A 13,027-nucleotide genomic window follows, 5' to 3' on the forward strand; every position below is an offset into this window, starting at 1 on the left:
CAATGACCAGAGAATAAAAACAGAATTCTATAAAATTTAAGCTGCTATAAAAAAATTTTATATTTTTCCTTATGGAAAACCGTAATCAAATTAATTAATGGTTATATAAATTTGATTATTGCGATAGTATTTAAGCAGTTATCAGAATATCATTTTTGAAACATATATTAGAAGTAGTAATGTCCTAGATTTACAAAAATGAAAACAGAAGAGAACCTTTGACAACAAAGACGCTCGGATATTCGCGACTCAATTAATTTTAAATTTTAAAACCATGAAAAAAATTATTTTAATCGCTGGAATTCTTACAGCGGGAATCATGAGTGCTGCTACAGCTCCATCTAAGAACGAAAAATCAACTACGTCTAAGATTCAAAAAGAAAACCGAATAGAAGTTTTGAAGAAAGATTCTAAAACAAAGAAGAAATATTCCAAATTTTATCCAATCTATTATACTACAAGCTGTGGTGTAGCTGCGGTAACTAATCAGTCTAACTGGAGTGAAGCACAGATAATGGCATGGACAGAAGCTCTTGAAGCAAATTACTGTAATTAATTTTTTAATTATATCTTGCACTTACAGTAATAATAACAATAAACTGTAAGTGCAGTTTTTATTTATCATAATATCATGAGTAACTCTAAGAAAATTTCTTTATTTTTTACCTTCTTTTTATTTGCATTATTTTATTCTCAAACAGAAAGAAAAGAAGCCCTTGTTGCGGACTTCACCTATTTATTAAAAGGGAAAATAAACAAATCAACCCCCAACTATATACATGAAGAGTTTTTCTCTTTACAAGTCTTGAATGACCGGGCTTTTTTTATCAGTGAAAAAGCTGTAAAATTTGATTCTGTGTTTCAAAGTGAGTTTAAAAAAGCTACCGTAAACGGATATTCAAATATAGATTTTAGGGGAAAATCTTTCCCAAAAACCAAATTCCCGTACACAATTATCCAATCTAATCAGAACATTCAATATTTTGAAAATATCGGGATGACATTACTTTCCTATAAAGAACCTATCATAAACAACTGGAAACTTATTAATGAGTCCAAAGTGATAAAATCATTTAACTGTAAAAAAGCTGAACTTAATTACAAAGGGCGAAACTGGATCGCCTGGTATTCCACCGATATTCCCCTCTCGTACGGCCCTTATAAATTTACAGGATTACCGGGATTGATTATTAAAATATCGGATCAAAATGGAGATTATGACTATGAACTTGTAAAATCTGTATCAAGCGAGAAACTGAAGGGTATGGAATTGACAGTAAGGAAAAAAAGATATGAGAATTCTACGGAAACTTCTATAGCGGGCTTACAAGAGGCGAAAAAGAATTTCATTAATAATATGATCGGATCACTTTCAAACTCGGAGACCACTATAACATCAGAGTCTATGGAAACGGTACGAAATATACAAAAACAAAAACTGCAAAATTTAACAGATGAAAATTCAATTGAACTAATTCAATAATTATGCAATATCATAATATCGGATACCATCAACAGATCTTAAAAATACTATAGAATTTACAAAGCTTAATTAATATGTTCATTTAATTAAGCTTTTTTTAGGCAGAACATATAAAAAATCGGTATAACAATAAGTCATACCGATTTTTCGTTTAGTAGCGGGAACCGGACTCGAACCGATGACCTTCGGGTTATGAGCCCGACGAGCTACCTACTGCTCCATCCCGCGGTGTATTTTTAGAGTGTTTACCGAAAACACTTACTTAGTAGCGGGAACCGGACTCGAACCGATGACCTTCGGGTTATGAGCCCGACGAGCTACCTACTGCTCCATCCCGCGGTGTATTTTTAGAGTGCTTACCGAAAACACTTGCTTAGTAGCGGGAACCGGACTCGAACCGATGACCTTCGGGTTATGAGCCCGACGAGCTACCTACTGCTCCATCCCGCGGTATATTTTTAGAGTGCTTACCGAAAGCACTTACTTAGTAGCGGGAACCGGACTCGAACCGATGACCTTCGGGTTATGAGCCCGACGAGCTACCTACTGCTCCATCCCGCGGTGTATTTTTAGAGTGCTTACCGAAAACACTTGCTTAGTAGCGGGAACCGGACTCGAACCGATGACCTTCGGGTTATGAGCCCGACGAGCTACCTACTGCTCCATCCCGCGATATTGGATTGCAAAGGTACGAATAATTTTTACAAATCCTAATTTTTCTTTTAAATAAAGGACTTTTATAAAAACTATTTTATTATTTGTATCTTTGTTTTATGGCAAAAATATTAAAAATTTACCCAGACAACCCACAGGAAAATCTTGTGAATGAGGTTATTAAAACATTAAACAATGGCGGGCTGATTATCTATCCTTCTGATACGATTTATGCTTTAGGCTGTAATATTTTTGATATAAAAGCCATGGAAAAGCTGGCTCAGCTCAAAAAAATAAAGCTTGACAAGTCTAAATTCTCAATTATCTGTAATGATCTCAGCCATCTTTCTGACTTTACAAGACCTATTGATACGTCAGTTTTCAGGTTTCTGAAAAGTCATCTTCCCGGGCCGTTTACCTTCATTCTTGAAGCCAACAAAAGTTTACCTTTAGCCTATAAAGGCCACAAAACAATTGGTATCCGTGTTCCGGATCATCCGATTCCGCAGCTTATTGTTGAAAAACTGGGCCATCCCATAGCATCCACTTCCATTAAAGATGATGATGAAATTATCGAATATTCTACCGACCCTGAACTTATTGCTGAAAAATATGATCATCTGGTAGATATCGTGATTGATTCAGGATATGGTGATAATGTAGCTTCTACTATTGTAGACCTTACTTCAGGAGAACCGGAAATCATCCGTCAGGGAAAAGGGATCATTTAATTCAAGGTTCAAAGTTTAAAGTTCAAGGTTTAGGGTACTGAATTATGAGTCTTACCGGGAAATATGCTGTAGGAATTTTACTCACTTTTGTTATTTTAGCAGCAGCGATGCTCTATTCTTTTCCTGCTGTTACCACAATAACGGGAATAAGAGGAATTACAGAAACCAATTTCTTTCTCAGCAGAATTATACTATGGATCGTTCTTATCATTGTATTTCTATACAATGTCTTTATTGAGAAAAGTGCTTTTTTTCTTAAAAAGGAGAAGAAATATTCCGCAACATTTTACATCAAAGCTGTTGTGAGCTTATATTTTATCTGTCTGATTGGCGGAGTGATTCTGAATGCAGTCGTCATGTTCGTTACACAGGAAAAAATAAGTGAGAAGCTTCTCAACCTTGTTCCCATTCTTAGAAATAATTTTTTTTTAGTTATTTTTACATGCCTTACGGCTGCTATTGTAGAGGAATTTCTGATGCGGGGCTATATCCAGCCCAGGATTGAAAAAATATATAATAACCCGACAGTTGCCATTGTTATTTCAGCTGTCTTATTTGGAATTCTGCACAGCACTTACGGTACCATAAGCCAGGTTCTTGGACCTTTTTTTATCGGAATCGTGTTTGCTGTATTTTATAAACGCTATTCAAATATTAAAATTCTGATCATCTGTCATTTTATGATTGATTTTATCGCAATGATGGTCATGAATTGTATTGATATAAAACACTTATCTGTATTTTAACATTATGAAAATTATAACATCTCCTGCCAAGTTAATGAACACGGAAAATTCAACGGATCTGTTGAAAACCACTACTCCCAAATTCATTGAAGATGCAGCATTGATACAATCTTATTTAAAAGAAAAATCACCAAAATACCTTTCCGAGCTTATGGAAATATCACCCAAGCTTGCTGATGAAAACTGGGAAAGAAATCAAAAATGGAAGTCCAAACCTACAGCAAAAGAATCTGCTCCTGCTATGTTTGCCTTTACAGGAGAGGTTTACAGAGGTCTTGATGCTAAAACACTGGATAAAAATGCTGTAGATTACCTTCAAAAAAACTACAGAATCCTTTCCGGGCTTTACGGTTTACTGAAACCATCTGATAAAGTGATGCTTTACAGGCTTGAAATGGGTCGTCCTTTTGAATTTGAGCAATATAAAAACCTATACGAATTCTGGAGAGAAAAGATTACAGAGCAGTTGAATGCTGAAATGAAAAAAGGAGAAATCCTCCTTCACCTTGCCAGCAACGAGTATGGAAAAGTAGTCGACAGAAAAAAACTGGACCACCAAGTCATTGATTTTGATTTTTATGAATTAAAAGATGGAAAACTGAAGACCATTGTTGTGTATACAAAGCATGCCAGAGGTCTTGTGGTTAGATTCTGTGCAGAAACCAACGCCAAAACACTGGAGGATGTAAAAGCATTCAACTATGAAGGATACAGAATTGATGAAGAGAAGTCTACAGATACAAAACTGGTTTTTACAAGATAAATGACAATCTCAGCATTTAAAAAATATTTCAAAACAGAACTTTCCGATCTTTATACAGACTCGGAAAGTGTGTTTTTATCGTCTTTATTCATTCAGCAGATCGTAGGTTTCGATTCATTTCAGCAAAGAAGATTTGCTGAACAGGAACTTCTGATGGATGATGAAGAAAAACTTGATCATCTTGTTTCAGAACTTAAAACCGGAAGACCTTATCAGCAGATATTGGGTGAAACAGAATTTTACGGAATGAAATTCTTTGTGGATGAAAATGTTCTGATTCCCCGCCCTGAAACAGAAGAATTATTGGAAATTGCTATCAGGGAGATTAAAGGTTCAAAGTTTAAGCTTCAAGGTTTAAAGATTTTGGATATAGGTACCGGAAGCGGAGTTATTCCATTGGTTTTAAAGAAACATTTCCCGGAAGCAGAGGTTTCATCTATTGATTTTTCTGAGAAAGCTTTGAAGACAGCCCAAAGAAATGCAGAGTATCACCAATTGGAAATCCGGTTCATTCATGCCGACTATCTTAATTTTGATCTGGCTGAAAATTATGACATCATCATTTCAAATCCGCCCTATATAGGAATTGAGGAGGAGATTGAAATTGCTGATTCTGTGAAAGAATTTGAACCTAAAATGGCTCTTTTCTCCCCTACTTCAGATGCTCTGATTTTTTACAGAAAAATTGCAGAAGATGCTGAAAAGTATTTGAATGAGAACGGACTTGTATTCCTTGAAATCAATCAGAAGCTGGGGCTTGAAACACTCAGTCTTTATCAGGATTTTCCTAATGCACAACTATTGAAGGATTTATCTGAAAATGACCGGTTTATTTATGCAGGGAAATAAGTAATTTTACCTGTTTAAATACTTAACCTATGAAAACTTTACTATGGAAAATTCTCATTTGTATTTCACTGATGATGCAGCTGACATCCTGCCAGAAGCAAACTAAGGATGTTGTAAATGAATATTATAGTAAAGGAGAGTTCAATGGTTCCGTTTTGATTGTGAACAACGGCAGGATTGTTTGCGATACGGCTTTGGGTTTCCGCAACTTTGAAAAAGGGCTGAAAACAGATAAAAATACCTCATTTTACATTGCATCCCTCAGTAAACCCTTCACTGCAGCAGCTATTATCATGCTGGAGCAAAAAGGTTTATTGAAGTTTGATGATAAAGCATCCCGGTTTATAACGCTTCCTGAATATGCCAGAAACATTACAATCAGACAGCTTTTGCATCATACTTCAGGAATCAGGGATTATGAAAACCTGTTTTCTAAAAGAGGATTAACGAATCAGGAGGTAATAAACTGGCTGTTTAATCTTAAAAATCTTGATTTTGTTCCGGACAGCAAATTTAAGTACAGCAATACCGGATATATTGTTCTTTCCCTGATTATTGAAAAGGTTTCAGGTAGATCATACAGTACATTCATCAATGAACAGATTATTACTCCATTAAAAATGAATAACACTTATGTGTATGAACCTGGGACAGTTATTCACAATAGAGCACTCGGATATAATGAACAAAAGCAGCCTGATGATTATTCAATTTTAACAACCGGTGACGGTGGAATCTACTCTACTCCTGAAGATCTCTATAAATTTGATCAGGCTTTACGAAACAATTCTTTTATTAATAAAGAAAATATCAGTATGATGTATTCTCCTTTCCAGTTATCTGACGGACAAATATCAAATTACGGCTTTGCGTGGTACATAGAGAATAAAAGCGGAGAAAAATCAGCAATGCATACAGGTGGCCTGAACGGTTTTAAAGCTTTATTCTGGAGAGATTTGGAGCATAACAGCTGTATTATTGCACTTACCAATCAGGGAGATGCATTTCCGCCACACCACTTTCTACATGACATAAAAAAAACAATACAGTAAACATGATTATTCAGCAACACGAAATCAATTCTATTAAAATTGCAGAAATTATTTCTGATGACATCATTATCCGGTCTGCACAAGATGGGTTAGATCTTATGGGAAATATCTATTATCAGGGGTTTGACAAAGTTATTCTTTACGAAAAAAATATTACTCCTGAATTCTTTGATTTAAAAACAAAAATTGCCGGAGAAATTCTACAGAAATTTTCAAACTACCGCATAGGACTGGCTATTGTTGGCGATTTCAGTAAATATGAAAGCAAAAGTATGAGGGATTTTATTTTTGAAAGTAATAAAACAAATCACATTAATTTTGTACAAACACTGGAAGATGCTTTAGCTAATTTTTCAAAATAGTCTATTTTTCAATTCTTTAGATACAAAAACGGAAAAATTTTTCTTCAATTTAAGCTGTCACTGCCTCAACATCATCTGTTTTTTTAATTTCTTACCACAATACAAAGATGTACATAATAAAAATAATCTTATTGATTGGTAAGCTTGTGTAAAAATTCAACACAAATTACATTAATCATTAAGAGAAGACTAGAATTAATTCTATAACCATAAACATCTGAACATTTCTTTGTACATTTGCAAAAAACACGAGGGAATATGAATCTTACTTATTTAAGAGCTTATACGGCTACATAATCGTTTAATTTTTCAACCACCCAGGTAGGTATAGGATATTTCTTTATGAAACATACTTACTATATCTGTTGATGAGCTTTTGAACAAAAGCTTCGTCTGGCTATTATTTGAGCAAAACAATTCATTGTATTAATGGACTTGTTGGTTATATCTATTGCCTTTAATGAAATTAAGCCTTATAAAGATTTCTTCCTGTAAAAAACAAAAAACACACAAATAAAAATTATTACGACATCATGATTAAAAAATTATTTCTACCAATCGTTTTTGCAAGTTCACTTTCTTTCGCTCAAGTAGGGATTAACACATCTACCCCAGACCAGAGTGCGATTCTGGATGTTTATAGTCAAAATAAAGGTATGCTGATACCCAGACTGACTACAGTACAAAGAGATGCTATTGCCAATCCTGCCAACTCGCTTCTTATCTACGATACAGATAAGAAATGTTTAAGTCAGAATATCGGTACTCCTCTCAAACCGGATTGGCTTTGTATCAGCAGCAATGCCGTAAAAATGTTTTATATGCCTAGTGTTTCTTTTGACACTTCCATCACAGCTACTGGCCGGACTAAAGATTTGTATACATTGTATAAAACCCAGTTTGGATCTCCAAAAGCAAAGAGTACCAGTGCTCCCGCTTCTATTCCTTTTTTCCCGTCCAGTAAAGATCTGTACTATTACGTAACCGATGCCGACCCTAATGTATTCAGTAATATTTCTATTTCTGATGACGGAGTTATGACTTATGATGTAAAAGCTGCAGCTACTGACTGTTCTTTTATCAATATTGTTTTTGTTGTTAAATAATTGAGTTATGATAAACAGCAGCTCAATTTTACGGTACAAAAGGTTTTTGTTTACCTTTTCCTTATTTGCCTGTTCTCAAAATATCCAGGCTCAGAACGAACAGGGAACCGGTTATCCTTATTTTGTAAACTTTACTCAGGGATTACAGCCCCAGGAAGCCTATAAGGTAGCTACCAGCGGTGTTCAGAATGACGCAACCTTTACCACAGACGGGCTAAGGCTCACCAGAAGTGTGAATAATATTTCAGGAGGAGTGATATTGGCAGATAAAATATTCAAAAGTGATCAGGGAATCAAGTTTGAGTTTGAATTTGCCATTTATGGAGGAAATACCAACGGAGGAGATGGAATTTCCATATTCCTGGTAGATGGTTCTATTCCTAAAGATCAGCTTAACCTCGGATATTTTGGGGGAGGATTAGGATATAGTTTTGTACGCGGAGGAGAATCTACGGAAGGACTGAGAGGTGGTTACCTGGGAATAGGCCTGGATGAATACGGAAATTTTAAAACAAGTTTTAACCAAACTGAAAGGATCAGAAACGGAATATTTGGGGTGGGACTGGCAGATGGGCGCAGCAACATTTCATTAAGAGGAAAGCGTGGAAACCAGTATCTGTCTTCAGCTGAGCCTGCAGGATATAACGGTTATCCGCTGCTTTACAGTATCGCAACCAATGCTTTACCAACCAGCAGCAACCGATCTGCTTACCTGGATACGGCAACAGGAAAATATATTGGGATTAAAAATACAGCACTTCAACAGTTCAGCATTGAAAGTGGCGGAACTACAATTCCTCAGAATGAAAATGATGCAAGATTCCGTAAAGCATATGTTACCCTTGTCCCCAATCCGGCCGGAGGTTACAATATAACCCTGGAAATTCAGCACGGAACGGTGAAAGAAAAGGTGATTGACAATTATTACTACCCTACTTCGCTGAAATATACCGAGACTACCATTTCCAACACTACGGTAAGGACTCTGGATACTTCGCCTCCTTCTACTTTCAGAATTGGATTTGCAGCATCTACGGGAGCTGCCAAAAATATACATTTACTGAAAAACTTAGGGGTTACAAGACCTTATGCTGCCGAAGTAACAGATGATTTGTTTGCAGGCTGTCCAGGGATAAAGTCGACGTATTATCCTTTGCTTAATGATGCGGCTTATTCTTCAGCTAATGGGCAGAATCCTCCAACCCTTTCCTATAATAACCTTGATTTTAATTCATTTCGTTTTTTAGATAATAACGGAGCTGTAATTCCCAATATAACAGGCGGTGTCTACACCAATAGCCAGGGAACATGGACCTATTTCCCTACTACCGGAGCACTCTCTTTCAAACCTGCGGCAGGATTCACAGGAGTAGCCCAGATACAGTATGATATTAAAGGAGGTGGAAGTAATGGTACTGAAGCGCCTTACAACAAGGAAGAGTACAGGTCATTGCCGGCATTGGTACAGGTTAATATTTCAAGTGCCAATAACTGCAGCAAAGCCTGCGTTATTTCTAATAAAAATGTAACTCAGAAAATCACAAGATAATTGGATAAACCAGCTTTTAGGAGCTGGTTTTTTTATTTTTAACAGGATTTTCAATAAAATACTGAACAGCATCTTCGATCGCTTTATCAATAGGCTGGTATTGAACTCCCAACTCTTCTATTGATTTCTGATTAGAATAATAATTACTAATCTGTAGAGCTTTCATATTGGAAGAACTCAGATCTGTTTTAATTTTAAATTTTCTCAAAACATCACCAATTAATCCAAGGAAACTTAAAAGTTTGTTGGGAATTGGGATCATGATTGGATTTTGCCTGGTAATCCGGTTCACTTTCTTAAAAAACTCTCTGTAGCTTAAGTTTTCATTAGCTAGAAGATATTTTTCGCCATTCTTTCCTTTTTCAACGGCATTTACTACTCCGTTGGCTGCATCTTCCACATGCACAAAGTTCTTCCCTCCTTTCGGATAAAATACCAGTTTTTTTTTCCATACCCAGAAGATGATTTTCCCGGAACTTGGCTTGCTGTCATATGCTCCGATCATCAAGGTTGGATTAACAATGATAACCTCTGTGTTCTTACTGTTCTTTAAAAGATAATCTTCCGCAGCCTGCTTGCTTTGAGCATACAGTGAATGGGTAAAAGGATAGATTTGCGGTGCTTTTTCAGTTCCCCGGAATGCGGTGTTTCCAAATCCTAAGGTATTGGCAGTACTCACAAACAAAAACTTTTCTACGCCCATCAATTCTGCATGGGTAAAGAGATTTACAACAGCCTCGTAATTCACTTTTCTGTATTCATCATAACGGATAAGATTCTGGCGTGTTTCTGCCGCCACATGAATAATAGAGTCAATATCGGTCAGCTGCCCAGAAATATCGCACAGAAGATCCGCTTCCACAAGCTTCAGATTTTCGTTTTCTTCGCCCAGCCAGCTGCTTTTCTTACGCACCAGAGCAATAACAGAATAACCATTTTGTAATAATTTAAGGATAACATTAGTTCCCAGAAGCCCTGTTGCTCCGGTTACACATACTTTTTTCATGCTTCGATCTCTCTTTTTATAGCCTGGGTCATCAATGGCAGCTTGATCCATATGGGTAAAATTTTCATCACCAGCCAGCTGATTGGGTTCACCATAATTACGGAATCTTTTTTAAATAACTGCCGGAGGCAGTATGAAGCTACTTTATCAGGATTCAAAAGTGTTAATCTTCCCATAAAACCTTGTTTTTCTATTCTTTCACAAACATCCTTATTGGTTTTCATTGCCCCGGGATTCACAACGCTTACAAAAACATTGGTATCTTTCAGTTCTTCATGCAGTCCTCTTGAAAATGAATGGATAAAACTTTTAGAAGCTGGATATACGGTTTTAAAACCAATCGGAGAAAAAGCAGCCATACTTGAAACATTCAGGATATAGGCTTTGGGTTGCTTTAAAAGGTTAGGAAGCAGCTGATGTGTCATCAGTGAGGTGGCTGCCACATTCACCTGTAGAATAGTGTTGATATAATCCGAAGAGGCTTCCGTAAATTTTTTTGTTCCCCCAAGCCCTGCATTATTTATCAGAATATGAACATCAAAAGAACGGTTGAGCCACTCTGTCAGCTTCATTACATTTTCATTAACAGAAAGGTCTGTTTCATAGTAATGAGCCTTTATTCCATACTGTTTCTCCAGCTCTCCGGATAATTCTCTGAGATTCTGATCCGGAAGACTTATAAGAATGACATTGATTTTTTGTTTTGCAAGATGTTCAGCAAATGATTTTCCAAGTCCCTGGCTTGCACCCGTGACGACCGCATATGATTCTTTGGTATCCATAAGTTTAAATTGTATGGTACAAAGCTATCGTAAAGAGGATGTCTGAATGTTCAGGATTATCTGAACGAACTGATTTTAAGAAATGAAAATTAAAACAAACAACTACATGACAATCAATTATTTAAAACAAATAAAAAGTAAGAGTTTATAAACCTGAACTTATTTTCTGAACTCAGATGGTGTTTGTCCGGTCACTTTTTTAAAGGTTGTATTAAAAGAGGTTTTAGAATTGAATCCGGCTTCATAGGCAATCCCCAAAACAGACAATTTACTGTTGGGCTCTTTCAAAAGTTTTTTGGCATACTCTACCCTAAACTCATTAACGTATTGGAAGAAGTTTTTTCCAAACCCTGTATTGATGACATAAGAAAGATGATGGGTAGAAACGGACAGTATTTCAGCCAGCTTGATCAGGTTAAGTTCACTGTCAAGATAAGGTTTCTGAAGCTCCATGATTTCTTCCAGCATGGTTTTAATCTTTAATAATTCTTCATCGGATATCAGTTTTTTCTTTACTTCTTCCGGACCGGAATCTTCATCAATAGAGATCAGCTCCTGTCTTTGTTTTTCTTCTAACGGATAAATTTCCTTCTGCTTCAGAGAATAGTATCCCACGCAGTAGATAACGGATAAAAAGACCGCATTGATAAAGAAATTCAGTGATTTCGGATCATAGAACAGATTATAAATCACATAGATAATATTCACGATAAGTAGTACCAGAATGATATATTCCAACCAGTTTAGATTGATTCCTTCAGTATTGGATGAGAACTGCTGAATTTTCTTTTGATGTTTTCTGATGGTAATATAAGAAAGCCCCGTGTAAAAGAGAGCCTGGATCAGGATCAGAATAATACTGAGATATTCAAATGGTTTTTCGTACCCTGATTTTACCAGTATGAGACACAGCACAAAAGCTGCAGGAAGTATCAAAAATCTACAATCTTTAGTTCTAAAAGTAAAAGACGGATTAGTATAAAACAGTACACTAAAGTAAAAAACGATAGGGGTAAAAAACTGAATAAGTCTAACCCAAAACAAGGAATGAAACTCGATGATTGAACCAGTGATGAGAAACAGTACTTCATCCAGCCAAAAAGTAGACCACAGAAAGAGAAATATCCCGAACCAGAAATTGGCCTTATGGTTTACTTTTAAGGGGTTCGCCAGCTTCAGCAGAGAAAGCAAAACCAATGAACCATAGATAAGTATCACGATGAAACTGTTTAACTCTGATGTGTTCATTGGTTTTGATATTTGATTATAAATAGTCTTTTATCCTATTCGCTTTCTTACAAAAATTTCATATCCTAAATAGATAAGGGGAAGTGACATGATTCCCAGGAAAAGAATATTACTAATAGCGAGCTGTGGATGCATTACAATAGAGTAAACCAGTCCGAAAAATGCTCCTCCAAGATGAGCAGCATGGCCCAGGTTGTCCCACTGCTTGGGATTCAGCATCATGTATACAGAGTATCCGAAATACAGTGTTCCGAATAACCATCCCGGCAAAAAGTTGACACTGATCTCATTCGGAGCCATAGCGATGGAAGCAAAAATAATTCCGGAAACCGCTCCTGATGCTCCAATTGCAGAATACCACGGCTGCTTTTTATAAATCTGCAGGCTGAATAAATTTCCAAGGATCATGGATCCGAAATAAAGAATTAAAAATCCTATTTCTCCAAAGAAACTAATAACCACGCCCTGGAAAAAATACAGGGACAGCATATTAAAAAACAAGTGCATAAAGTCTGTATGCAAAAATGCACAACTGATCAGCCTTACATATTCTTTACGATTCGCAATCGCTCCGACGTTGAATTTATATTTTTCAAATAATGCTGTGTTATTGAAACCCATGTAGCTAAAAATACATGTGGCTGCAATGATAATGATAACAACTATATCCATTATGTTCTTTTATGTTATAACTGA

At 36.2% G+C, this 13,027-nt stretch carries 14 protein-coding genes and 5 tRNA genes; 10 read left to right on the plus strand and 9 right to left on the minus strand.

The window, feature by feature from the left end:
* The first annotated feature begins 274 nt into the window (after positions 1-274).
* Both DEU40_RS17145 and DEU40_RS17150 read left to right on the plus strand, forming a co-directional pair.
* Entirely contained in the window at positions 275-556 is a 282-nt protein-coding gene (locus DEU40_RS17145; protein ID WP_110010973.1) for a hypothetical protein, read from the plus strand.
* Between the two features lie 75 nt (positions 557-631).
* Complete coding sequence (locus DEU40_RS17150; protein ID WP_110010974.1) at positions 632-1,483, plus strand: GLPGLI family protein; 852 nt, start codon at positions 632-634, stop codon at positions 1,481-1,483.
* Positions 1,484-1,638: 155 nt separating this feature from the next.
* On the opposite strand, the gene DEU40_RS17155 is transcribed toward DEU40_RS17150, so the two are convergent.
* The 5 genes from DEU40_RS17155 to DEU40_RS17175 all read right to left on the minus strand — a co-directional run bounded on the left by DEU40_RS17155 (position 1,639) and on the right by DEU40_RS17175 (position 2,155).
* Positions 1,639-1,711 (minus strand) — tRNA-Met (locus tag DEU40_RS17155).
* A gap of 38 nt (positions 1,712-1,749) precedes the next feature.
* Positions 1,750-1,822 (minus strand) — tRNA-Met (locus DEU40_RS17160).
* A 38-nt stretch (positions 1,823-1,860) separates the two neighbouring features.
* A tRNA-Met gene (locus tag DEU40_RS17165) sits at positions 1,861-1,933 on the minus strand.
* A 38-nt stretch (positions 1,934-1,971) separates the two neighbouring features.
* A tRNA-Met gene (locus DEU40_RS17170) sits at positions 1,972-2,044 on the minus strand.
* A 38-nt stretch (positions 2,045-2,082) separates the two neighbouring features.
* Positions 2,083-2,155: transfer RNA gene (locus DEU40_RS17175), tRNA-Met, on the minus strand.
* Between the two features lie 101 nt (positions 2,156-2,256).
* Between DEU40_RS17175 and DEU40_RS17180 the strand changes: the two genes are divergently transcribed.
* From DEU40_RS17180 to DEU40_RS17215, 8 genes are all read left to right on the plus strand, one after another.
* Complete coding sequence (locus DEU40_RS17180; protein ID WP_110010975.1) at positions 2,257-2,868, plus strand: L-threonylcarbamoyladenylate synthase; 612 nt, start codon at positions 2,257-2,259, stop codon at positions 2,866-2,868.
* 44 nt (positions 2,869-2,912) lie between these two features.
* Positions 2,913-3,614, plus strand: coding sequence for a CPBP family intramembrane glutamic endopeptidase (locus DEU40_RS17185; protein ID WP_110010976.1), 702 nt, complete (start codon positions 2,913-2,915; stop codon positions 3,612-3,614).
* Between the two features lie 4 nt (positions 3,615-3,618).
* Entirely contained in the window at positions 3,619-4,377 is a 759-nt protein-coding gene (gene yaaA / locus DEU40_RS17190; protein WP_110010977.1) for a peroxide stress protein YaaA, read from the plus strand.
* Positions 4,378-5,226 (plus strand): peptide chain release factor N(5)-glutamine methyltransferase, encoded by an 849-nt coding sequence (gene prmC / locus DEU40_RS17195; protein WP_110010978.1) that lies wholly within the window; start codon positions 4,378-4,380, stop codon positions 5,224-5,226.
* Between the two features lie 29 nt (positions 5,227-5,255).
* Positions 5,256-6,278, plus strand: coding sequence for a serine hydrolase domain-containing protein (locus DEU40_RS17200; RefSeq protein ID WP_110010979.1), 1,023 nt, complete (start codon positions 5,256-5,258; stop codon positions 6,276-6,278).
* A 2-nt stretch (positions 6,279-6,280) separates the two neighbouring features.
* Positions 6,281-6,640, plus strand: a complete 360-nt coding sequence (locus DEU40_RS17205) for a DUF4180 domain-containing protein (protein WP_110010980.1) — start codon at positions 6,281-6,283, stop codon at positions 6,638-6,640.
* A gap of 533 nt (positions 6,641-7,173) precedes the next feature.
* The gene (locus DEU40_RS17210) at positions 7,174-7,746 is read left to right on the plus strand and encodes a hypothetical protein (RefSeq protein WP_110010981.1); all 573 of its coding nucleotides are present in this window, start codon (positions 7,174-7,176) and stop codon (positions 7,744-7,746) included.
* A 7-nt stretch (positions 7,747-7,753) separates the two neighbouring features.
* Positions 7,754-9,295: a lectin-like domain-containing protein gene (locus tag DEU40_RS17215; RefSeq protein ID WP_228406549.1), complete on the plus strand. Its 1,542-nt coding sequence runs from the start codon at positions 7,754-7,756 to the stop codon at positions 9,293-9,295.
* Between the two features lie 16 nt (positions 9,296-9,311).
* Here the strand turns inward: DEU40_RS17215 and DEU40_RS17220 are convergent, their stop codons facing one another.
* The 4 genes from DEU40_RS17220 to DEU40_RS17235 all read right to left on the minus strand — a co-directional run bounded on the left by DEU40_RS17220 (position 9,312) and on the right by DEU40_RS17235 (position 13,003).
* Positions 9,312-10,352: an NAD-dependent epimerase/dehydratase family protein gene (locus DEU40_RS17220; RefSeq protein ID WP_228406550.1), complete on the minus strand. Its 1,041-nt coding sequence runs from the start codon at positions 10,350-10,352 to the stop codon at positions 9,312-9,314.
* Positions 10,298-11,083 carry an SDR family NAD(P)-dependent oxidoreductase gene (locus tag DEU40_RS17225; protein WP_110010983.1) on the minus strand — a complete coding sequence of 262 codons (786 nt, stop codon included), beginning with the start codon at positions 11,081-11,083 and terminating at the stop codon, positions 10,298-10,300. Before DEU40_RS17225 ends, DEU40_RS17220 begins: the two co-directional genes overlap by 55 nt.
* A gap of 159 nt (positions 11,084-11,242) precedes the next feature.
* A complete protein-coding gene (locus DEU40_RS17230) occupies positions 11,243-12,331 on the minus strand; it encodes a helix-turn-helix domain-containing protein (RefSeq protein ID WP_110010984.1) in 1,089 nt (362 codons plus the stop codon).
* A 30-nt stretch (positions 12,332-12,361) separates the two neighbouring features.
* Complete coding sequence (locus tag DEU40_RS17235) at positions 12,362-13,003, minus strand: rhomboid family intramembrane serine protease (protein WP_110010985.1); 642 nt, start codon at positions 13,001-13,003, stop codon at positions 12,362-12,364.
* Positions 13,004-13,027 lie beyond the last annotated feature (24 nt).

The sequence above is a fragment of the Chryseobacterium sp. AG844 genome, from assembly GCF_003182335.1.
Taxonomy (GTDB): domain Bacteria; phylum Bacteroidota; class Bacteroidia; order Flavobacteriales; family Weeksellaceae; genus Chryseobacterium; species Chryseobacterium cupriresistens.

What these genes read in the sequence shown, in the direction of transcription:
- DEU40_RS17145 (WP_110010973.1), top strand. Translation starts at nt 275, where the DNA reads ATGAAAAAAATTATTTTAATCGCTGGAATTCTTACAGCGGGAATCATG.
- DEU40_RS17180 (WP_110010975.1), top strand. Translation starts at nt 2,257, where the DNA reads ATGGCAAAAATATTAAAAATTTACCCAGACAACCCACAGGAAAATCTT.
- DEU40_RS17220 (WP_228406550.1), bottom strand. Translation starts at nt 10,352, where the DNA reads ATGGATCAAGCTGCCATTGATGACCCAGGCTATAAAAAGAGAGATCGA.
- DEU40_RS17150 (WP_110010974.1), top strand. Translation starts at nt 632, where the DNA reads ATGAGTAACTCTAAGAAAATTTCTTTATTTTTTACCTTCTTTTTATTT.
- DEU40_RS17205 (WP_110010980.1), top strand. Translation starts at nt 6,281, where the DNA reads ATGATTATTCAGCAACACGAAATCAATTCTATTAAAATTGCAGAAATT.
- prmC (WP_110010978.1), top strand. Translation starts at nt 4,378, where the DNA reads ATGACAATCTCAGCATTTAAAAAATATTTCAAAACAGAACTTTCCGAT.
- DEU40_RS17215 (WP_228406549.1), top strand. Translation starts at nt 7,754, where the DNA reads ATGATAAACAGCAGCTCAATTTTACGGTACAAAAGGTTTTTGTTTACC.
- DEU40_RS17225 (WP_110010983.1), bottom strand. Translation starts at nt 11,083, where the DNA reads ATGGATACCAAAGAATCATATGCGGTCGTCACGGGTGCAAGCCAGGGA.
- DEU40_RS17185 (WP_110010976.1), top strand. Translation starts at nt 2,913, where the DNA reads ATGAGTCTTACCGGGAAATATGCTGTAGGAATTTTACTCACTTTTGTT.
- DEU40_RS17210 (WP_110010981.1), top strand. Translation starts at nt 7,174, where the DNA reads ATGATTAAAAAATTATTTCTACCAATCGTTTTTGCAAGTTCACTTTCT.
- DEU40_RS17235 (WP_110010985.1), bottom strand. Translation starts at nt 13,003, where the DNA reads ATGGATATAGTTGTTATCATTATCATTGCAGCCACATGTATTTTTAGC.
- yaaA (WP_110010977.1), top strand. Translation starts at nt 3,619, where the DNA reads ATGAAAATTATAACATCTCCTGCCAAGTTAATGAACACGGAAAATTCA.
- DEU40_RS17200 (WP_110010979.1), top strand. Translation starts at nt 5,256, where the DNA reads ATGAAAACTTTACTATGGAAAATTCTCATTTGTATTTCACTGATGATG.
- DEU40_RS17230 (WP_110010984.1), bottom strand. Translation starts at nt 12,331, where the DNA reads ATGAACACATCAGAGTTAAACAGTTTCATCGTGATACTTATCTATGGT.